This is a genomic window from Rhizobium leucaenae USDA 9039 (assembly GCF_000426285.1).
Taxonomy (GTDB): Bacteria; Pseudomonadota; Alphaproteobacteria; order Rhizobiales; family Rhizobiaceae; genus Rhizobium; species Rhizobium leucaenae.
The window spans coordinates 46,741-66,477 of sequence record NZ_AUFB01000021.1 but is presented as its reverse complement, the minus strand read 5'-3'; the positions used below and the strand labels follow the sequence as shown (position 1 = coordinate 66,477).

19 protein-coding genes are annotated in these 19,737 nt (G+C 60.8%); 11 read left to right on the top strand and 8 right to left on the bottom strand.

Annotation, left to right across the window (positions count from 1 at the left end; genetic code table 11):
* Positions 1–131 precede the first annotated feature (131 nt).
* The 4 genes from K290_RS0125225 to K290_RS0125210 form a co-directional block, all read right to left on the bottom strand.
* Positions 132–1,157 (bottom strand): glucokinase, encoded by a 1,026-nt coding sequence (locus K290_RS0125225; protein ID WP_028754427.1) that lies wholly within the window; start codon positions 1,155–1,157, stop codon positions 132–134.
* A 31-nt stretch (positions 1,158–1,188) separates the two neighbouring features.
* Positions 1,189–1,566: a methylglyoxal synthase gene (locus tag K290_RS0125220; protein WP_028754426.1), complete on the bottom strand. Its 378-nt coding sequence runs from the start codon at positions 1,564–1,566 to the stop codon at positions 1,189–1,191.
* Positions 1,567–1,698: 132 nt separating this feature from the next.
* Positions 1,699–2,745 (bottom strand): penicillin-insensitive murein endopeptidase, encoded by a 1,047-nt coding sequence (mepA, locus tag K290_RS0125215; protein ID WP_028754425.1) that lies wholly within the window; start codon positions 2,743–2,745, stop codon positions 1,699–1,701.
* 144 nt (positions 2,746–2,889) lie between these two features.
* The gene (locus tag K290_RS0125210; protein WP_028754424.1) at positions 2,890–3,459 is read right to left on the bottom strand and encodes a hydrolase; all 570 of its coding nucleotides are present in this window, start codon (positions 3,457–3,459) and stop codon (positions 2,890–2,892) included.
* A gap of 36 nt (positions 3,460–3,495) precedes the next feature.
* Here K290_RS0125210 and K290_RS0125205 point away from each other — a divergent pair, with 36 nt between their 5' ends.
* From K290_RS0125205 to K290_RS0125155, 11 genes are all read left to right on the top strand, one after another.
* Positions 3,496–4,131 carry a TetR/AcrR family transcriptional regulator gene (locus K290_RS0125205; RefSeq protein WP_028754423.1) on the top strand — a complete coding sequence of 212 codons (636 nt, stop codon included), beginning with the start codon at positions 3,496–3,498 and terminating at the stop codon, positions 4,129–4,131.
* A 110-nt stretch (positions 4,132–4,241) separates the two neighbouring features.
* Positions 4,242–6,080 (top strand): extracellular solute-binding protein, encoded by a 1,839-nt coding sequence (locus K290_RS0125200; RefSeq protein ID WP_028754422.1) that lies wholly within the window; start codon positions 4,242–4,244, stop codon positions 6,078–6,080.
* A 147-nt stretch (positions 6,081–6,227) separates the two neighbouring features.
* Positions 6,228–7,319 (top strand): microcin C ABC transporter permease YejB, encoded by a 1,092-nt coding sequence (locus K290_RS0125195; protein WP_028754421.1) that lies wholly within the window; start codon positions 6,228–6,230, stop codon positions 7,317–7,319.
* Positions 7,319–8,473 (top strand): ABC transporter permease, encoded by a 1,155-nt coding sequence (locus tag K290_RS0125190; protein WP_028754420.1) that lies wholly within the window; start codon positions 7,319–7,321, stop codon positions 8,471–8,473. The genes K290_RS0125195 and K290_RS0125190 overlap by 1 nt, the downstream gene beginning before the upstream one ends.
* The gene (locus K290_RS0125185) at positions 8,470–10,107 is read left to right on the top strand and encodes an ABC transporter ATP-binding protein (RefSeq protein WP_028754419.1); all 1,638 of its coding nucleotides are present in this window, start codon (positions 8,470–8,472) and stop codon (positions 10,105–10,107) included. The genes K290_RS0125190 and K290_RS0125185 overlap by 4 nt, the downstream gene beginning before the upstream one ends.
* 11 nt (positions 10,108–10,118) lie before the next feature.
* Entirely contained in the window at positions 10,119–11,078 is a 960-nt protein-coding gene (locus tag K290_RS0125180) for a 2-hydroxyacid dehydrogenase (protein WP_028754418.1), read from the top strand.
* Between the two features lie 77 nt (positions 11,079–11,155).
* Complete coding sequence (locus K290_RS34960; protein ID WP_051264209.1) at positions 11,156–11,428, top strand: hypothetical protein; 273 nt, start codon at positions 11,156–11,158, stop codon at positions 11,426–11,428.
* A gap of 196 nt (positions 11,429–11,624) precedes the next feature.
* Entirely contained in the window at positions 11,625–12,929 is a 1,305-nt protein-coding gene (gene pncB, locus K290_RS0125170) for a nicotinate phosphoribosyltransferase (RefSeq protein ID WP_028754417.1), read from the top strand.
* Between the two features lie 88 nt (positions 12,930–13,017).
* Entirely contained in the window at positions 13,018–13,302 is a 285-nt protein-coding gene (locus K290_RS0125165) for a CopG family ribbon-helix-helix protein (protein WP_028754416.1), read from the top strand.
* Positions 13,290–13,583 carry a type II toxin-antitoxin system mRNA interferase toxin, RelE/StbE family gene (locus tag K290_RS0125160; RefSeq protein ID WP_028754415.1) on the top strand — a complete coding sequence of 98 codons (294 nt, stop codon included), beginning with the start codon at positions 13,290–13,292 and terminating at the stop codon, positions 13,581–13,583. Before K290_RS0125165 ends, K290_RS0125160 begins: the two co-directional genes overlap by 13 nt.
* A 267-nt stretch (positions 13,584–13,850) precedes the next feature.
* Complete coding sequence (locus tag K290_RS0125155) at positions 13,851–16,013, top strand: mechanosensitive ion channel family protein (protein ID WP_028754414.1); 2,163 nt, start codon at positions 13,851–13,853, stop codon at positions 16,011–16,013.
* A gap of 15 nt (positions 16,014–16,028) precedes the next feature.
* On the opposite strand, the gene K290_RS0125150 is transcribed toward K290_RS0125155, so the two are convergent.
* The 4 genes from K290_RS0125150 to K290_RS0125130 form a co-directional block, all read right to left on the bottom strand.
* The gene (locus K290_RS0125150; RefSeq protein ID WP_028754413.1) at positions 16,029–16,757 is read right to left on the bottom strand and encodes an SDR family NAD(P)-dependent oxidoreductase; all 729 of its coding nucleotides are present in this window, start codon (positions 16,755–16,757) and stop codon (positions 16,029–16,031) included.
* Complete coding sequence (locus K290_RS0125145) at positions 16,754–17,875, bottom strand: alkene reductase (protein WP_028754412.1); 1,122 nt, start codon at positions 17,873–17,875, stop codon at positions 16,754–16,756. Before K290_RS0125145 ends, K290_RS0125150 begins: the two co-directional genes overlap by 4 nt.
* A gap of 161 nt (positions 17,876–18,036) precedes the next feature.
* A complete protein-coding gene (locus K290_RS0125140) occupies positions 18,037–18,843 on the bottom strand; it encodes an alpha/beta fold hydrolase (protein WP_028754411.1) in 807 nt (268 codons plus the stop codon).
* Positions 18,844–18,930: 87 nt separating this feature from the next.
* Complete coding sequence (locus K290_RS0125130; protein ID WP_028754410.1) at positions 18,931–19,680, bottom strand: sulfite exporter TauE/SafE family protein; 750 nt, start codon at positions 19,678–19,680, stop codon at positions 18,931–18,933.
* Positions 19,681–19,737 lie beyond the last annotated feature (57 nt).

Genomic DNA, 19,737 nt, shown 5'->3' with positions numbered 1-19,737 from the left:
CTGTTGCACTGGTTAAAGCGGCCAGAAAGCCAAGCTCATTATAAGCGAAGGCAGCTCCTCCAAAAGGCGTCGCGTAGTCGTCAGCGATCCCGTCGACGACCGCGCCTGACCACTCGCTGCAGCGCACTTACTCAACGCCGCCAGCGGCGGCCGTCCGTCGCCAGGCCGAAATTGGCCGGCATACGGGCGTAGGCCGAGAGGCCGGCGAGTGCGGCGAGCGGATGGGTGACTACATGCGTCGGGATCGATTTCAGCAATGCGGAATGCGGCGCCTTGTCCTCGAAAGCGGCGCGGAATTCCGGCTTCTGCAGCGCCGGCAGGATCTTTTGCGAGATCCCGCCGGAAAGGTAGACGCCGCCGCGCGCCATGAAAATCAAGGCGATATCGCCTGCGACGCGACCGAGATAGGTGACGAACAGCGTCACGGTCTCTTCGGCCTGAGCATTGGTGCCGGCAAGCGCATGGGTGGTGATATCAGCCGGCTGCGTCAGCACGGGCTCGATACCGTCTGCCTTGCAGATCGCGTGATAAAGGTACTGCAGGCCGCGGCCGCAAAGGACCTGCTCGGCGGAGATGCGGCCTTCGATGGGCTCCAGATGCGGCCAGATCTGCAGATCGCGTGCACTGCGCGGCCCGAGGTCGATATGTCCGCCCTCGCCGGGCACCGGAATCCAGGCATGCTGGGCATGAACGAGGCCGGCGACACCGAGGCCGGTGCCCGGCCCGAGCACGGCGCGCGATGCGATCCCGCCATCAGAGGCCTCGCCGATGGTCTCGCGATGCTCCTCGGAGACACCGGCGATCGCCAGTGCCTGTGCCTCGAAATCATTGATGATCAGCACATCATCAAGGCCCAGATTGGTGATCATCGTCTTCGGCCGGATTACCCAGTCGCAATTGGTTAGCGGGATCTCGTCGCCACGAACCGGCGCTGCAATGGCAAGGATCGCCGCACGCGGCTGTACCGCCGTCTTGTCGAGAACGCCCTGTTGGATCGCCTCGTCGATCGTTTTGAAATCGGCGGTATGGACATTCGGGAAATGCTTCGGCTCGGCATAGGCATCGACGAGGATCGAAAAGCGTGCGTTGGTTCCCCCGATATCGCCGATCAAGATGGGAAAGGGCAGGGGGGCTTCGCTATTAGTAAGCTTGGGCATGGCCAGGTCCGTGGTCTGCCGCCGAGGCGGATTAATGGTTCAGTGTTTTAATGAGTCGTTCTGCGGTGGCTTCGTTGAGAGCCATGGGAATGTCGTAGAGAACGGCAAGCCGCGTCAATGCTTTCACGTCGACATCATGCGGCATCGGGGTCATCGGGTCGATGAAGAAGACGAGCACATCGATCTCGCTGGTAGCGATCATGGCGCCGATCTGCTGATCGCCGCCGAGCGGACCGCTCTTCAGGCGGGTGACCTTCAGGTCGGGGCAGGCATCGAGCACCCGGCCGCCGGTCGTGCCCGTGGCGACGATATGCCAATCGGTAAGCGCATCCTGGTTGCGGCGGGCAAACTCCGCCATCGCATCCTTTTTCTGATCATGCGCGATCAGCGCGATGCATTTGCCGGCCATGAAACTCCCGCTCTGCCCAAGACTTGGTGCCCCAAGACGTGATGCCCAAGACATTTAATCGATTTATCTGCCTTCTATACTAAGAGACAAGCCTTTGAAAGACGGGTCGAGCCGGTAGAAACCCCTGTCGCTCTACTGCTGCGGGACGGTGCCGGGCGGGGTGCTGCCCGTATCTGCGCTGGAAACCGGCATCGCACCGGTCGGGGTGCCGGCCGCGGCAGCCTTGGCGCCGAAAGTGGCGGCGCGGGCGGAGGCGACGGAAGGCGCGTTCAGCACGGCCTGGCAGGCCTTGGGCAGATCGGAAACCATCACTTCGCGCGGCTTTGCCGGCGGCTTCTCGCTGGGCTTCGGCTTGGCCCAGGGCGCCGGTGTGAACCACCAGGCGAGCGACTTGTCGCAGCCGTCGCCAGCGGCCACTGGTGCCTGCGGCTTGCAGTTGGCCGAGCCTGCGGGGCAGCGGATGCGGATATGGAAATGCGAGTCGTGGCCATATTCAGGGCGCAGCTTGCCGAGATTGGCGCGGTCGCCGGTCCACGTGTCGCACATCTTCTTCTTGATCGCCGGATTGACGAAGATACGTTCGACTTCCGGATAGCTGGCGGCGCGCATCAGGAGGCGGGCATGCTCCGGTGTCCAGACCTTGTCGTTGATCGTCAGAAACTTGTCCTTCGCCAGCATGCTGGTGAAAGGCAGGGTCTCGCGCTCGGCCGCTGTCAGCGTGCGTGACGGCATCGGCGTCAGCCAGACGTCGGCATCGAGGCCGATCTGATGCGAGGCATGACCGTTGAACATCGGGCCGCCGCGTGGCTGCGAGATGTCACCCACTAGGATGCCGGGCCAGCCGTCATATTTGGCGGCGTCGCGCGACAGGCGCTCGAGGAGCGCAATCATTTCAGGGCGGCCCCAGCGGCGGTTGCGTGACAGGCGCATCGCCTCCCAGGTCGGTCCGTCGGTCGGCAGCGCCACGGCGCCGGAAAGGCAGCCCTTGGCATAAAAACCAAAGGATTGCGGCAGTCCCTGTGTCGGCAGGGTCACGGCTCCGAAAATCGCCTTGGCGCTGCCGGGCATCGGGGTTGCCTGCTGCGCCAGCGCATCGCCGCTGATGAGACCCGCGCCGATCGTGGCGGCGAGAGAAAGTTTGCTGACCAGATTAAAGGTCCGAACCAGGGCAGAAATCATGTGGTTCCCTAAGAAGCTGCCGGCGATGGCCGAGGTGATTTGCGCGCGAATCTACCTTGAAAAGCGATTTTGGTGAATCCGTGTTTTATCGCTCGAGCCTAATGAACGACCGCAAATTGCCTGTCCGAACCGCTAAGTACATGATCAAGCGGCCAGAATTTCCGCCGTCTTGCGGATGCGCGACAGCCGTGGCAACACCTTGGTGCAGGAAAAATCCTGCATTTCCTGCGAAAAGGTCGTCACCGCGTCCTCGGCGACGATGATGGAATAATTGGCAGCATAGCCGTCGCGAACGGTCGATTCGACGCCGAAATTGGTGGCGACACCGGTAAGGATCAGTGTTTTGATGCCCCGGCGGCGCAGTTGCAGATCGAGTTCGGTGCCGTAAAAGGCGCTCCAGTGGCGCTTGACGATCGCGATGTCTGATGTCAGCGCAGCGATTTCGGCGGGTGCAGCGAGAGCTGCCGGCGGCAAACCTCCCTCTGGAAAGCTGAAGCTTTCATCGACGGGCTGGTTGACAGCGTCGGCATAGTCCGTGGAAAATCCAACGGTCACAAAGACTGTCGTTCCGCCGTCTGCTTTCAATTTTTTGGCGATGGCGGCGGTATTCTCGACGATCTGTTGCGCAGAGTGGGGTGCGAGCGGGCGGCTGAGAAGCAGGCCCTGCAGATCGATGGAGATAAGTGCGGTGGTTTGGGGATCGTAAAGAGGCATCAGGGGCTCCGGGGGAAATATGAGGGTGTCCTCACAATGACAAATATGAGGGAATCCTCGCAAAAATCAAGCGCGGAGCCGCAAACGCGTATTCCGAAGCGCCGCCGCGGCCATGATCGCGTTGCCGTGCTCTTGGAAGCGGCCGCAAAAATCTTCGTTCAGAAGGGTTATGACGCTGCCACGATGACCGAGATCGCCGCCGAGGCGCATTCGTCGATCGGCTCGCTCTATCAATTTTTCCCAACCAAGCCGCTGCTTGCCGAAGCGCTGCATATCGATCGGCTGGAGCGGCTGAAAGCCGTGCTTCAGGACATCGCGGAAAAGAGCGGCGGCCTTTCGGCTGCCGATAGCGGCGAGGCCATCTTCGACCGGCTCGGCGCCTTCATCGAGAAGTTTCCGGAATTTCCGGTGCTTGCCGCCCGCCGCGACGTCCCGAAGGATCGCAAGATCCGTTCGCGGGCGGAGCTCAAGGAGCTGATTTCCGCCATCCTGCGGCGCGCCGAGCCGCCGGTCACGGACGATGTCGCCTTGATGGCGGCGATCGTTCTCGAACTGCTGCGTATCGCCGTCGTCGCCGCCAACGAGCCGGAAGCGGCCGGCGACCGGCGTCTTGTGCGCGAATTGCGCCTGATGCTGCGCAAACGCCTTGAAGAAGCTGCGGCAAAAGCCTGATTTCATAGAGCAGCAATCGGCGGGTTTGCGAAAAGATGAGCAATTCCGTCCTGCTTTTTGCCCTCATTTGGCCTATGCTTGATTCCCATCAAATCATCAGAGGATCATGAATGGCATTGTCGCGGTTGAAAGCAGGCTTGGTTGCTTCTCTTTTCTGCCTGCTGATCTTGCCGGCGCCATCTAACGCCGACGAGCTACAGTTCCGTATTGGCACCGCCATTCTCGGTGATCTGAAATACCAGCCCGGCTTCAAGCATTTTGACTACGTCAATCCGAACGCACCGAAGGGCGGCGAATTGAAGCTGTCCGCCGAGGGCACGTTCGACACGCTCAACACTGTGCTGTTCAAGGGAAATCCCGCCGACGGGACGGAGCTGATCTACGATACGCTGCTGAAGAAGGCCGATGACGAGGCCAATTCCTCCTACGGCCTGCTTGCCGAGGGCGTTTCCTATCCCGACGACGTCTCGAGCGCCACTTTCCGGCTGCGCGCCGAGGCGAAATGGGCAGACGGTACTCCGGTGACGCCGGAGGACGTCATCTTCAGCTTCGAGAAAGCCAAAGAACTCAATCCGATGGCGACGAGCTACTACGGGCATGTCGCGGGCGCCGAAAAGACCGGCGAGCGCGACGTCACCTTCCGTTTCGACGAGAAGGGCAATCGCGAGTTGCCTTCGATCCTGGGCCAGTTGACCATTGTGCCGAAACATTGGTGGGAAGGCACCGGACCGGACGGCAAGCCGCGCGATATTTCCCGCACGACCCTGGAGCCGGTCATGGGGTCCGGCCCCTACAGGATCGCATCCGTCCAGCCGGGAGCCTCGATCCGCTATGAGCTGCGCGACGATTATTGGGGCAAGACCCTGCCGGTGAATGTCGGCGAGAACAATTTCCGCGCGATAAACTATCTCTATTTTTCCGATTACGACGTCGCCTTCGAGGCGTTTCGCGGCGGTACGATCGATTACTGGCAGGACAATTCCACTAGTCATTGGGTGACCGGCTACGATTTTCCCGCCGCCAAGGACGGCCGCATCAAGCGCGAGGAATTGCCCAACACGCTGCGCTCGGTCGGCATCATGCAAGCGCTCGTTCCCAATATGCGGCGCGAGCAATTCAAGGACCAGCGTGTCCGCGAGGCGTTGAACTACGCCTACGATTTCGAGGAGCTGAACCGCACCCTGTCCTTCGGCAAGCTGACGCGCGTCAATACTTTCTTCTTCGGCACCACATACTCCTCTTCCGGCCTGCCGCAAGGCGCGGAATTCGATGTCTTGAACAGTGTCAGGGACAAGGTGCCTGCAGAGGTCTTCACCACCCCCTACGCCAATCCCGTCGGCGGCGATTCGCAGAAGGCGCGCGATAATCTTCGCAAAGCGGTGGCCTTGTTCAAGGAAGCGGGCTGGGTCCTCAAGAGCAACCGGATGGTGAACGAGCAGACCGGAAAGCCGTTTTCGCTGGAGCTTCTGCTGAACAATCCCTCGCTGGAGCGGTCGGTGCTGCCCTATGTGCAGAATCTGCGCAAGATCGGTATCGATGCCAGCGTCAGGACCGTCGATCCCTCGCAATATATCAACCGCGTCCGCAGCTTCGACTATGACATGATCTGGGTCGTCTGGGCCGAGACGTTGAACCCCGGCAATGAGCAGGCCGATTTCTGGGGCTCCGCTTCCGCCAGCCGCCAGGGCTCGCGCAACTATGCGGGCATTGCCGACCCGGGCATCGATGCTCTTATCCAGAAGGTGATCTTCGCAAAGGACGTGTCGGAAAAGGAAGCGACGACCAGGGCGCTCGACCGCGTGCTGCTCGCCCATCACTACGTCGTGCCGACCTTCTACGGCACGACGACCAGGATAGCTTATTGGGACAAATTCGCCCATTTGCCGGAGCTGCCCTATTACTCCATCGGCTTTCCCGAGGTCTGGTGGTCGAAAGACGCCGCGAAGTGAGCGGCTCTTGCAATGACGGCGGCGCTGGCTCCAAATGGCCGGTGCCGATTCGGCAATCCTGATGCGGCGGAAGGGAAGAAACGATTTGAACGACGGACGGATGCGCCCCGCATGTGGCGGTTTCCCTGGAACGGGAGTGACGAGCTGATGGGCGCCTATATCCTCAGACGTCTGCTGCTGATGATCCCGACCATCATCGGCATCATGGCGATCTCCTTTACCATCGTGCAGTTCGCGCCCGGCGGTCCCGTCGAGCAGGTGATCGCGCAATTGACCGGCCAGGCCGACAACGCCAATGGTCGTCTTTCCGGCGGCACCGATGTGCTCGGCCAGCAGAGCGTCGATGACAGCAATTCGAAATACCGCGGCGCCCAGGGTCTTGATCCGGAGCTGATCGCCAAGCTCGACAAGCAGTTCGGCTTCGACAAGCCGCCGCTTGAGCGCTTCGGCCAGATGATGTGGAACTATATCCGCTTCAATTTCGGCGAAAGCTTTTTCCGCAATACCACGGTGATCGACCTCATCGGGCAGAAACTGCCCGTGTCGATCTCGCTCGGCATCTGGATCCTGATCTTCTCCTACGCCATCTCCATCCCGCTCGGCATCCGCAAGGCGATCCAGGATGGATCGACCTTCGATGTCTGGACATCCGGGGTCATCATCATCGGCTATGCCGTTCCGAGCTTCCTCTTCGGCATCATGCTCATCGTGTTATTTGCCGGCGGTTCCTTCTTCGATTGGTTTCCGTTGCGCGGCCTCGTCTCCGACAATTTCGCCGATCTTACATGGTGGCAGAAGATCATCGATTATCTCTGGCATCTCGTGCTGCCGCTGATCTCGCTGTCGCTCGCCGCCTTCGCCACGACGACGCTTCTGACCAAGAATTCCTTCATCGAAGAGATCAAGAAGCAATATGTCATCACGGCCCGCGCCAAGGGCCTTAGCGAACGGCGCGTGCTTTATGGCCACGTCTTCCGCAATGCCATGCTCATCGTCATCGCCGGTTTCCCCGGTGCCTTCATCTCCGCCTTCTTCACCGGTTCGCTGCTGATCGAGAACATCTTCTCGCTCGACGGCCTCGGCCGCCTCAGCTATCTCTCCGTCGTCCAGCGTGATTATCCGATCGTGTTCGCAACGCTCTACATCTTCTCGCTGCTTGGCTTGTTCGTCGGCCTGATCTCGGACCTGATTTATACCTGGATCGACCCGCGCATCGATTTCGAGCGGAGGGACGTCTGATGGACGCTACGACCAAATCGGCAGCCCCGGCAGCGGTAAAGCCGCCGCGCAAGGGCCTCTTTTCGCCGACCAACATTCGCCGCTGGCAGAATTTCAAGGCGAACCGCCGCGGCTACTGGTCTCTCTGGCTATTCCTGATCCTGTTCGTTCTCAGTCTCGGAGCGGAGTTCATCGCCAACGACCGGCCGATCCTCATCTCCTATAAGGGCGAGATCCTGACGCCGGTCTTCGTCGATTACCCCGAGGACAAGTTCGGCGGCTTCCTGGCACAGACCGATTATCGCGCAGAGGATATCAGGCAGGAGATCAACGCCAATGGCTGGATGATCTGGCCGCCGATCCACTATTCCTACCAAACGGCGAACTCCAACCTTCCGAAGGGAATGTCGGCGCCGACCCCGCCCTTCTGGCTGATGAGCAGGGAACAGCGATGCTCCGGCTATGAAAAGGGTGTTGACGATCCGAATTGCACTTTGAGCAATCTCAACTGGCTCGGCACGGACGACCAGGCGCGCGATGTGCTGGCACGCATGATCTACGGCTTCCGCATCTCGGTGCTGTTCGGCCTGGCGCTCACCATCTGCTCGGCGGTCGTCGGCGTTGCCGCCGGTGCCATCCAAGGCTATTTCGGCGGCTGGACCGACCTTCTGCTGCAGCGCTTCATCGAAATATGGTCCTCGATGCCGGTGCTCTACATTCTGCTGATCATCGCCTCGGTCCTGCCGCCCGGCTTCTTCATCCTTCTCGGCATCCTGCTGCTATTTTCCTGGGTGGGCCTCGTCGGCGTCGTGCGCGCCGAATTCCTGCGGGCGCGCAATTTCGAATATGTGCGCGCCGCGCGAGCGCTCGGCGTCAACAACGTCACCATCATGTACCGCCACCTGCTGCCGAACGCCATGGTCGCGACCCTGACCTTCGTGCCCTTCATTCTCTCGGGCTCGATCACGACGCTGACCTCGCTGGATTTCTTAGGCTTCGGCATGCCCCCCGGCTCGCCTTCGCTCGGCGAGATGATCGCTCAGGGCAAATCCAACCTGCAAGCCCCCTGGCTTGGCCTTTCCGCCTTCTTCACCATGTCGATCATGCTGTCGCTTCTGATCTTCATCGGCGAGGCCGTGCGCGATGCATTCGATCCGAGGAAGACGTTTCGATGAGCGGAAACTCAACCCCATTGCTCTCCGTCCGCAATCTATCCGTCGCCTTTCACCAGGGCGGGCGAACCTCGACTGCGGTCGATGGTATCTCCTTCGATATCGCCAAGGGCGAAGTCTTGGCGCTGGTCGGCGAATCCGGGTCCGGCAAATCGGTGTCGGCCAACTCGATCCTGAAGCTGCTACCTTATCCGTCTGCCAGCCATCCCTCGGGTGAAATCCTGTTCAAGGGCAAGGACCTGCTGAAAGCGTCCGATAATGAGCTGCGTGCCGTCCGCGGCAACGACATCACCATGATCTTCCAGGAGCCGATGACCTCGCTCAATCCGCTCCATACGATCGAAAAGCAGATCGGCGAAATCCTCGCGCTGCACCAGGGCATGGTCGGCCAGCCGGCCCGCGCCCGCACACTGGATCTCCTCAACCAGGTCGGCATCCGCGAGCCGGAAAAACGCCTCAAGGCCTATCCGCATGAGCTGTCCGGAGGCCAGCGCCAGCGCGTGATGATTGCCATGGCGCTCGCCAACCGGCCGGAGCTTCTGATCGCCGACGAGCCGACGACGGCGCTTGACGTCACCGTGCAGGCGCAGATCCTCCAATTGCTGCGGGACCTCAAGGGCGCGCATGGCATGTCGATGCTGTTCATCACCCACGATCTCGGCATCGTCCGCAAATTTGCCGATCGCGTCTGCGTCATGACCAAGGGCCATATCGTCGAGACCGGCACGGTGGAGGAGGTCTTCACCCATCCGCAGCATGACTATACCCGGCACCTGCTGGCTGCCGAACCGCGCGGCGAGCCGCCGGTGGGCGACACCAGCAAGCCCGTCGTCATGGAAGGCTCCGACATCAAGGTCTGGTTCCCGATCAAGGCAGGGCTGATGCGCAAGGTGGTCGACCATGTGAAGGCGGTCGACGGCATCGATCTGAGGCTGAGGGCCGGCCAGACGCTCGGCGTCGTCGGCGAATCCGGCTCCGGCAAGACGACGCTCGGCTTGGCGCTTGCCCGGCTGATCTCCTCCAGAGGCCGCATCAGCTTTGTCGGCAAGGACATTGCGGACTATTCCTTCAGAGAGATGCGGCCGCTGCGCAACCAGCTTCAGGTCGTTTTTCAGGATCCCTATGGATCGCTGAGCCCGCGTATGTCGGTCGGCGAAATCATTGCCGAGGGGCTGAAGGTGCATGAGCAATCTCTATCGGCGGAAGAGCGCGATCAGCGCGTCTGCTGGGCGCTGGAGGAGGTGGGTCTCGATCCCTCGACCCGCTGGCGCTTCCCGCATGAATTCTCGGGCGGCCAGCGCCAGCGTATCGCCATTGCCCGCGCCATGGTGCTGAAGCCGCGTTTCGTCATGCTGGACGAGCCGACCTCGGCGCTCGACATGAGCGTGCAGGCGCAGGTGGTCGATCTGCTGCGCGATCTGCAGCGGCGCCATGACCTTGCCTATCTCTTCATCAGTCATGATCTGAAGGTGGTGAAGGCACTTGCGAACGACCTGATCGTCATGCGCTTCGGCAAGGTCGTGGAGCAGGGCTCGTCGGCGGAGATTTTCCGTGCGCCGAAAGAGGATTACACCAAGGCGCTTCTCGCCGCCGCCTTCAACATCGAGGCGGTCCCCACTGCCGCCGTTCAGCAATAAAGACAATCGCCATGCCCGTCAAAAGCCCCGTTCTCGTCGATCTCAAATTCACGCCTGAAGCCATCGCCGCGGCCCTAAAAACCGCTTTTGCCGATCGCGGCAGTATCAATCTCGCCGATCCCGCCAACAAAGGCGCGGATCTGAGCCAGGTCGACTATGCCCTTCTGTGGAAGCCGGAGGCCGATCTCTTTCAGCGCGCGCCCAACCTCAAGGTCATCTTTTCCGGCGGCGCCGGCGTCGATTCGATGTTGAATATCCCCGGTCTTCCCGACATTCCCATCGTCCGCTTCGTCGACCGCAGCTTGACGGTGCGCATGACGGAATGGGTTGTGCTGCAATGCCTCATGCATCTGCGCGACGTCTTCGGTCACTTCAGGCACCAGCGCAAGCGCGTCTGGGGTCATCTTCCGGCGCCCGAGGCACGCGAAGTCACGGTCGGGGTCATGGGACTCGGCATTCTCGGCCTCGATGCCGCCGCCAAACTCAAGGTCATGGGCTTCAATGTCATTGGCTGGTCGCGGCAGAAGAAGCACATCGACGGCATGGAAACTTTCGACGCCAGCGAGCTTGATGCCTTTCTCGCGCGGACCGATATTCTCGTCGGCCTGCTGCCGCTGACGCCGGAAACGACGGGGCTTTACAACGGCTCGCTCTTTTCCAGGCTTCGTCGCGGCGGCGCCCTGGGCAAGCCGGTGTTCATCAACGCCGGACGCGGCAAGAGCCAGGTTCAGGCCGATATCGTCTCGGCGATCGAAACCGGCGTCCTTGGTGGCGCATCGCTCGATGTCTTCGATGTCGAGCCGCTGCCGATGGACGACCCGCTCTGGGGTCTGGAGAATGTCGTCATCACTCCGCATGATGCGGCGGTCTCCGAGGAGCATTCGCTGATGCGCCATATCGAAGAGCAGATCGCCCGCTTCGAACGCGGCGAGCCTCTGCAATATCTGGTGGATCGCAGCCGGGGCTACTGAGCGCCTTCGGAACCTTCCAGAGCCGCCTCCGTTTTCCAAAGAACGCCACCGCAAGGCGAATTTGGAAGGAGGCTGTCATGCCACGGAAGCTGGAAACCCATACGCATTGGGAGAATTCTGATCAGCGCCTGCATGAGGAAAAGGAATTGCCGGCGACCGAGGCCAAACAGGGGCATATGGGGCGCCGGGTATTGGCGGTGCTTCTTGTTGCGCTTGCTCTGACAGCGGTCGTCTGGGCTCTGGTGGAGCTATGGGGTAGCTACGAAGCCTCGCACACAGCACCCGTGACGGCGACCGAGAACCAGACCACGGCGCCGAAACCGCCGGTTCAAGGCAATTCCCAGCCGTAGTGAATTCGGCCATCGATCACGAGCTAGGCCCACGCTGCGGACCTCGGCAGCAGCGAGTTTAATTCAGTATCAATTTCCTTTCAGTGACTGGACTTTCGCTCAACATTTTTTGATAACAGGAGCATTATACCCGCCGCCAGCGCGCTGGCGGCGCGAAGCATGACGTCTGGGGCACAGGGAGACGGGCAGGAACGAGATGACGAAGACGGATATCGCCACCCGTGTCTATAACCATACCTGGAAGCTCGATCCGATCATCCGCAGCCTGATCGATACGGATTTCTACAAGCTTCTGATGCTGCAGATGATCTGGAAGCTTTATCCGGATGTCGACGCCACCTTCTCCTTGATCAATCGCACGAAGAGTGTCCGGCTCGCCGAAGTGATCGACGAGAAGGAACTGCGCGAGCAGCTCGATCATGCGCGCACCATCAGGCTTTCCAAGAAGGAGATGATTTGGCTGGCGGGTAACAGCTTCTACGGTCGCGCCCAGATCTTCGAGCCGGAATTCCTGGCCTGGCTGTCGAATTTCCAGCTTCCGGAATATGAGCTGTCCAAGCGTGACGGGCAGTATATTCTCGACTTCCACGGCTCGTGGAAGGAAACGACCATGTGGGAGATTCCGGCACTCGCCATCATCAACGAGCTCCGCTCGCGTGCCGCGCTGAAGGCGCTGGGTCCTTTCACGCTCGATGTCCTCTATGCACGCGCCAAGGCGAAGATGTGGGAAAAGGTCGAGCGGCTGAGGGAGCTTCCTAACCTGCGCATTTCCGATTTCGGTACCCGGCGACGCCACAGTTTCCTCTGGCAGCGTTGGTGCGTTGAAGCGCTGAAGGAGGGTGTCAGCCATGCCTTCACCGGCACCAGCAATGTTCTTCTCGCCATGGATTCAGATCTTGAGGCGGTCGGCACCAACGCGCACGAGCTGCCGATGGTGGCGGCGGCACTGGCCAAGACCGATGAGGAGCTTGGCAAAGCGCCCTACAAGGTGTTGCGCGACTGGAACCGCCTCTATGGCGGCAACCTTTTGGTGGTTCTCCCCGACGCCTTCGGCACGGCCTCTTTTCTGCGCAATGCGCCGGAATGGGTGGCCGACTGGACTGGTTTTCGCCCGGACAGCGCGCCCCCGATCGAAGGCGGCGAAAAGATCATCGAATGGTGGAAGAAGATGGGTCGCGATCCCCGCCAGAAACTTCTAATCTTTTCCGACGGTCTGGATGTCGATGCGATCATTGCGACCTATAAGCATTTCGAGGGCCGCGTGCGCATGGGCTTCGGCTGGGGCACCAACCTCACCAATGATTTCGCCGGCTGTGCGCCCACCGAAATCCATGGCCTCAACCCGATCTCGATCGTCTGCAAGGTGATCGAAGCCAATGGCCGACCGGCCGTCAAGCTTTCGGACAATCCGCAGAAGGCCACGGGCGAACCCGCCGAGGTGGAGCGCTATCTGAAATTCTTCGGCGCCGAGGATCGGGTCGATCAAGAGGTGCTGGTGTAAACATTCCCTTTGACGGGAACCAGCCGATGGTTCTTTACGCAAGGGGCTGGTACTATATTGTTGGTATCGGCGACCTCCGGAGAATTCGATGTCACCCGCTTTGAAGGCTAGTGTAGAAATTGATCCTGACGTGAACGAACGGCTTGAAAAGCTGGCTGCCAGCCGCCATCGTCAGCCGGATCGGCTGCTGAACGAAGCCGTCAGGCAGTATGTGGAGCGTGAGGAAAAGCGCGACTCTCTGTTGCAGGATGTGCGTCGTTCATTGGATGACTATCAGGCGACGGGCCTGCATGTGACGGGTGATGAAGTCATTGCATGGTTGGAGACTTGGGGCGATGAAGATGAGAAGGCCCCGCCTGAATGCCATCGGTAAGGCTGACGCAGCACGCTCTTCGTGACCTTGAGCGAATGCGGGCATTTCTGCGGTCCAAAAATGCCGCTGCTGCGAAGAAGGCATCGACAAAGATTGTTCAAACAATCCAGATGTTATCGAGCCAGCCCGATATGGGGCGGCCTATAGAAGATTCGCAGCGAGGATTACGGGAGCTTATCGTCAGATTTGGCCATGACGGCTATGTTGTTCTCTACCAATACATTGGCGAAGAAGTCCTCATAGCCGCCATCCGCCACGGCCGAGAAGACGGTTACAAATAACAAGGCCTCACTGCACGCTCCGCCCCACGGGGCGGTTCGATCTGCATGTCCGGCCGTTGGCTCCGCCGAAGAGCTTTTTCAAGAAGTTGAACACGCGATACATCCCCAAACGATATTGGCGCAAAGCGTAACGTGCCTCCGGTTCGCGTGCAATGCGGACGTCTAATTGATTGTATGACTTGCCTAAGTGCCTGCTTGTCCGCACTAAAAAGGCGTATAGTCTGCAAAAACAGGCTGATCGGGCCGATTGCGAGAAGGGCGGCGCAAATGAGTATTCTCGGGGATGGCAGGCGGTCGATTGCAGCACTACTTCTATGCCTTATTGCTTTTTCCGTGCCGGCCTTGGTCCGGGCGCAAAGTGCAGGCGCCCCATCGACGGCTGCGCCGCCGCCGGAGAAGGTCCGCGAACTCATTCAGTTGATGAATGAGCCCGACGTGAGGCAGTGGCTTGCGTCGCAGGTGAATACCAAGCCCCCTGCGGCAGACAATCCCGGGTCCGGCGGTGGCCAGATGTCGGAATTGTCCGACACGCTCGGCCATACGCGACGGCACTTGGAGATAGTGTCTGGTGCCGCAATGACATTGCCTTCCGAGGTGATGACAGCGTCCATGAGGCTTGAGAACGAAGGCGAGGCCGCCGGCCGGCTGCGCATCGGCATTCAGGCACTGGTGCTGTTTTTCTTTGGTCTCGTGGCTGAACTGGTGGTTGCGCGCCTGATCAATGCCAAACATATGCAGCATACCGAGAGGGCGGCGGGGATCGAGACCGAATTGCAGGCCGCGCGCTTCCAGTTCATGGGCGGCGTGGTGCCGGCCATCGTCCATGGCGTGGCGATACTGTTTCCGCTTCTCATCTTCGACTGGCCGCCGATCATCGAAAGTTTCGCGATCGCCTGCGTCATCGCGATCGTCTCCACCCGACTGGCGGTCTCGCTTGGCAGACTGCTGATGGAACTGATCGCGATGCGTCGGGCGAGCGATGTTCTCGATGAGGATGGCGGCGCCGGGCGGATCGCCGAGCGGCGCCGGATTGCGAAATACTGGTATAAACGAGGGACGCTGTTCGTCATCTATTTTGCCTGCGGCTGGGCGGTGATCCAGGCCATGGAACCGCTCGGCTTCTCCAACGGCGCCCGCGATCTTGTCGGTTATACGCTTGGCATCGGCCTGTTCCTGATCGCCGTCGAAGCTGTCTGGGCGCGCCCTGTACATGCTGGAGCAAATGGCAGAAAAGTCATCTCATGGCTGTTGACGATCTATTTCGCCGCGCTTTGGTGCCTGTGGGTGACCGGCTTGAATGGCCTGCTCTGGCTCGGCATCTATGCCATCCTGCTGCCGCGCGCGCTCTCGGTGTCGTCGCGGGCGGTGGAGGCGCTGCATGATGCGGCCGGCGGTGTTCTCGGCGCCGGCAAGCTTGCGTCGGTGATGCTGGACCGCGGCGTACGCGCCGTCATCATCGCACTTGCTGCCCTCTGGCTCGGCCACATGCTCGGTGTCGAGGCAGCCATGATGATGAGGCAGCCTGAATCCATGATCGACCGCGTGGCGCGCGGCATCATCGGCGGCATCGTTATCCTGCTCGCTGCCGATTTGCTGTGGCATCTGTCGAAGACCTACATCAATGCCAAACTGTCGGCGTCCGTGCCGCTCGTCAGCGACAGCGAGGAAATGAAGGCCCGGCGCGCCCGGTTGCATACGCTGCTGCCGATTTTCCGCAATATCCTTGCCGTGGTCATCGGCATCATCGCCATTATGATGGTGCTGTCCGGTCTTGGCATCGAAATCGGGCCACTGATCGCCGGCGCCGGCGTGGTCGGTGTCGCTGTCGGTTTCGGCGCGCAGACCATCGTCAAGGATGTCATCAGCGGCATCTTCTATCTCTGGGACGATGCCTTCCGCATCGGCGAATATATCGAAAGCGGCAACCACAAGGGCGTGGTGGAATCCTTCAGCCTTCGCTCCGTGAAACTTCGCCATCAGCGCGGTCCGCTGGCGACGGTTCCCTTTGGTTCGCTCGGGGCGGTCAACAACATGAACCGCGACTGGGCGATCGACAAGATCATCCTGAAAGTCACCTACGACACCGACCTGATAAAGATGAAGCGGATCATCAAGGAGATCGGCCAGCAATTGCTCGACGATCCGGAACTGGCGCCTGACATCATCCAGACGCTGAAGATGAAGGGCGTCGAGCAGTTCGGCGATTTCGCGATCGAGATTAGGCTGGCGATCACCACCAAGCCCGGCGAACTTTCCGTCATTCGCCGTACCGCCCTGGCGATGATCAAGCAGGCCTTCGATGAAAACGACATCCATTTTGCCTTCCCGACGGTGCAGGTTGCAAGCGAGAAGGATGCCGCCGCCGCGGCCGCTCGCCAGGTGATCGAGATGCGCACCGCAGGCATCGAAGGAGAGCAACAGGCGGGTTGACAGGGACGACCGGCCTCAGAAAGTTTCCTTATAGGGACGCAGGTCGATCTCCTGGGTCCAGGCGGAGGGATGCTGGCGGTGGATATGCCAGTAGGTCTCGGCGATGGCATCGATGTTGAGCAGTGCGTCGGCCTGCAACTCCGGCCGCCTTGACCGCAATCTTTCGCCGTCGATGCCGCCATCAATGATGGTGTGGGCGACATGCAGGCCGAGCGGCCCGAATTCCCGTGCCATGCTTTGGCTGATCATCCTCAAGCCCGCCTTGGCGGCAGCGAATTGCGCAAATCCGGCCTTGCCGCGCAGGCTTGCCGAAGCGCCGGTAAAGATCACCGTGCCGCGTCCGAGGGGCACGAGATGCCGTGCCGCTTCCCGCCCGACGAGGAAGCCGCCGAAACAGCCGATACGCCAGAACTCTTCGAATTCGGCAGCGGTGACATCGCGAAAGCCGATGTGACGGTTGATGCCGGCGTTGAAGACGATGAAGTCGGGCGGGTCTATATCATCCTGCGGCGCAAAGGCATGCTCGAACAGCCGCTTCACCGCTGCCTCGTCGGTCGCATCGGTTTCTATGGCTTCGGCGCTGCCGCCGGAGGCGTTGATGGCGTCGGCGACCTTGGCGATCTTTTCCAATGTCCGGCTGGCGATGAAGACGTGATAGCCCTTGTCGGCGAGCAGGCGGCAGAGGGCTGCGCCAAGACCCTGTTCTGCTCCCACTCCAACGATGATGGCGCTTGGCATACTCATTCCGCAGCCTCCCTGGCATCCAATGTCGGATAATCCGTATAGCCCTCTGTGCCGCCGCCGTAAAAGGTCGTGCGATGATAGGGATTGAGGCTCGCGCCGCGGCGAATGCGTTCCGGCAGATCGGGATTGGCGATGAACAGGCGGCCGAAGGCGATGGCGTCGGCATGACCTGCGGCAAGGGCAACCTCGGCGGTTTCGGGCTTGAAATTACCGGCGGCGATCAAGGTTCCGGACCAGGCCGGGCGGAAGAGTTCGGCCGCCGACGGCACGTTCTTGTGGTCGACTTCGGCCTGGCCCGCACCGCTGGCGCGCGGTTCGATCAGATGCAGATAGGCAAGATGCAGCCGGTCCAGCTCGCGGATGATATGGCCGTAAAGCCGCAGCGGATCATCCTCACCGCTGTCATTGGCAATGCCGAAGGGAGAGAGGCGGACACCGACGCGATCCGAACCCCAGACCCCTGACACTTCCTCGATCACTTCGAGCAACAGGCGTGTCCGGTTCTCGATCGATCCGCCATATTGGTCGGTGCGTTGGTTCGTACGGGCCTGCAGGAATTGTTCGATCAGGTAGCCGTTCGCGCCATGAATTTCGACGCCGTCGAAACCGGCCGCCTTCGCATTGGCCGCAGCCTGGCCATAGACTTCGATCAGCAGCGGCATCAGATCGGTATCGATCGCCTGAGGCGTCTCGAAGGGCACGCGCTCGAACGCTGCCGTGAAAGCATGTCCGGACGCGGCGATCGCTGACGGCGCGAATGGCAGGCCGCCGCCCGGCTGATGCGAGGAATGGGAAATGCGGCCGACATGCCAGAGCTGCAGAAAGATCCGGCCGCGCTTGGCGTGAACCGCTTCGGTGACGGCTTTCCAGCCGGCGATCTGCTCCGGCGTATGGATGCCCGGCGTTGCCGGCATGCCCTGTCCGGCCGGCGAAATCTGCGAACCCTCGGAAATGATCAACCCGCCCATCGATGCGCGTTGCGCATAATATTCGGCATTCATCGCGGAAGGCACGTTGCCCGGCTGGCTTGCCCGCATGCGCGTCAACGGCGCCATGACGACGCGATGCGCCAGCTCGTAAGGACCGACGGCAAGCGGCGAAAATAAGGTAGCTGTCATGAAATTTCCTGCCTGGAGCGGATTTGGCTCCCTGGGCGGAAGGGCCGGTCAGCGGCGGTTCGGTCTGGGGAGTATTTGAAATATGATGATCATCATTTATCTGAACAATCAGAAGCGCGCAACCAAATCCCGCACAAGCAAGATCTGGATAGATTCCGGGGTTATGCCCCGATCTTCCGAAGGAAAGTCAGCACCGCATCGTTGAACTGGGCCGGCCGCTGCAGCGGCGCGAAATGGCTGACGCCGGAAAGCACGATAAGGTCGGCGCCGGGGATGCTGCGGGCGAGATGGTCGGCGTGGTCGCGCTTGATGAATTCATCGTGCTCGCTATGGACGATTGCGACGGGTATGTGGATCGCAGCGAGATCGGCGGCGGAGTAGTTCGGCTCCGTGCGCTGCATCAGGCCGACCGCCTGGACGAAGGCATCGAATTGATCCGGCGTGGCCGACAGGGCGGCGTAGTCCTTCACATGCCGGGAAAAGCAGCGGTCGATGATTGGCGTAGGCACGAATTCTTTCGTGCCGCTGGGGTCCATGTTGCAGGCGAAATAGAAGACGCCCGCGATGCGCGCCATATTTGTCCTGCCGAGGATCAAACCGGTGCACGCCCCGTCGCTCCACCCGACGACCGCTGCTTTTTCGATGCTGAGCCTGTCCATCACCGCCAAGACGTCCGATGCCATCAGCTCATAACTATACGGCCGCAAATCGCGCGTGCTGCGCCCATGGCCACGGCTATCAATGACGATGGCCCGGTAGCCGGCATCGATCAAGGCCGGAACCTGATACCCCCAATTGCCGCTGTTCCCAAGGCCGCCATGCAGGAGGATGACCGGCATGCCGGAGCCATAGGCCGCGAACCAGATGCGGGCGCCGTCATGTTCGACAAAACCCTGGACATCCGTGGCCGGCAGCGCCGCCGCGCCTTCTGCCGCAAACTTTTCGAGATCGTCGTCCTGAAATTCCATGCTGATCCGCCTCCCTGAGGCCGCCCTTATATCGCATGACGCTGCGAACTCGAAGCCGGAAGAGGGGCTTTGCCGGCCGATGTCGCGCTAGAAGAACGGTCGAAGGGCCAGCTCCGCACCAAGTAGGATGAGGGCTATCAGAAACCATCGGCGAAATGTTGCGGGACTGACTCTTCGCCGCACCGCCTGGCCCAGCCACATTCCGAGCAGCGCCGGCGCGACCGCGAGAGAGGACATCGCCAGATTGTCGAGCTGAAAAGCACCGCGCGAGGCCAATCCGATCGCAAGCGCGATGGTCGAGATCGTGAAGGAAAGCCCGAGAGCCTGGATCAGATCGTCCTTGTTCAAACCAAGAGCCTGAAGATAGGGAACGGCGGGAATGACGAGGACGCCGGTGCCTCCAGTGACAGTGCCGGTCATCAGACCGACCACGGCCGACAGCCAGGGCTCCGCTCTCTTCGGCACGGCCACTTGCCGGGCAAACAGGGTGTAGCCGGCATAGATCATCAAGGCGATCCCGAGCGCCATCGTGGTCCATTGGGTGTTGCCGCTTGCCAGCATAGAGGAGGTGGCGACCGTACTGGCCAAGATGCCGAGCAGCATCGGCCATAGCCTTTCGGCGAGTGCGGCGAAACGCGGTCCGGCGAATAATTGCCAGACATTGGAGACGAAGGACGGCACGATCAGCAAGGCCGCCGCCGCAACCGGAGGCATGATCGCGCCCAGCAGCCCCATCGCGACCGTGGGCAAGCCCATGCCGGTGACACCCTTGACGATGCCGGCGAGGAGGAACGTCGAAACGGTGGCGAGGATCAGCCAGGAAGAATGATCGAACATGCCGTCATTTGTGGCAATTCCGCAGGCCGCCCGCAATGCGGATGATCCTAACTGAGC

Excerpts from the sequence above, each read along its gene's own strand:
- K290_RS0125225 (WP_028754427.1), bottom strand. The coding sequence starts at position 1,157 with ATGCCCAAGCTTACTAATAGCGAAGCCCCCCTGCCCTTTCCCATCTTG.
- K290_RS0125220 (WP_028754426.1), bottom strand. The coding sequence starts at position 1,566 with ATGGCCGGCAAATGCATCGCGCTGATCGCGCATGATCAGAAAAAGGAT.
- mepA (WP_028754425.1), bottom strand. The coding sequence starts at position 2,745 with ATGATTTCTGCCCTGGTTCGGACCTTTAATCTGGTCAGCAAACTTTCT.
- K290_RS0125210 (WP_028754424.1), bottom strand. The coding sequence starts at position 3,459 with ATGCCTCTTTACGATCCCCAAACCACCGCACTTATCTCCATCGATCTG.
- K290_RS0125205 (WP_028754423.1), top strand. The coding sequence starts at position 3,496 with ATGACAAATATGAGGGAATCCTCGCAAAAATCAAGCGCGGAGCCGCAA.
- K290_RS0125200 (WP_028754422.1), top strand. The coding sequence starts at position 4,242 with ATGGCATTGTCGCGGTTGAAAGCAGGCTTGGTTGCTTCTCTTTTCTGC.
- K290_RS0125195 (WP_028754421.1), top strand. The coding sequence starts at position 6,228 with ATGGGCGCCTATATCCTCAGACGTCTGCTGCTGATGATCCCGACCATC.
- K290_RS0125190 (WP_028754420.1), top strand. The coding sequence starts at position 7,319 with ATGGACGCTACGACCAAATCGGCAGCCCCGGCAGCGGTAAAGCCGCCG.
- K290_RS0125185 (WP_028754419.1), top strand. The coding sequence starts at position 8,470 with ATGAGCGGAAACTCAACCCCATTGCTCTCCGTCCGCAATCTATCCGTC.
- K290_RS0125180 (WP_028754418.1), top strand. The coding sequence starts at position 10,119 with ATGCCCGTCAAAAGCCCCGTTCTCGTCGATCTCAAATTCACGCCTGAA.
- K290_RS34960 (WP_051264209.1), top strand. The coding sequence starts at position 11,156 with ATGCCACGGAAGCTGGAAACCCATACGCATTGGGAGAATTCTGATCAG.
- pncB (WP_028754417.1), top strand. The coding sequence starts at position 11,625 with ATGACGAAGACGGATATCGCCACCCGTGTCTATAACCATACCTGGAAG.
- K290_RS0125165 (WP_028754416.1), top strand. The coding sequence starts at position 13,018 with ATGTCACCCGCTTTGAAGGCTAGTGTAGAAATTGATCCTGACGTGAAC.
- K290_RS0125160 (WP_028754415.1), top strand. The coding sequence starts at position 13,290 with ATGCCATCGGTAAGGCTGACGCAGCACGCTCTTCGTGACCTTGAGCGA.
- K290_RS0125155 (WP_028754414.1), top strand. The coding sequence starts at position 13,851 with ATGAGTATTCTCGGGGATGGCAGGCGGTCGATTGCAGCACTACTTCTA.
- K290_RS0125150 (WP_028754413.1), bottom strand. The coding sequence starts at position 16,757 with ATGAGTATGCCAAGCGCCATCATCGTTGGAGTGGGAGCAGAACAGGGT.
- K290_RS0125145 (WP_028754412.1), bottom strand. The coding sequence starts at position 17,875 with ATGACAGCTACCTTATTTTCGCCGCTTGCCGTCGGTCCTTACGAGCTG.
- K290_RS0125140 (WP_028754411.1), bottom strand. The coding sequence starts at position 18,843 with ATGGAATTTCAGGACGACGATCTCGAAAAGTTTGCGGCAGAAGGCGCG.
- K290_RS0125130 (WP_028754410.1), bottom strand. The coding sequence starts at position 19,680 with ATGTTCGATCATTCTTCCTGGCTGATCCTCGCCACCGTTTCGACGTTC.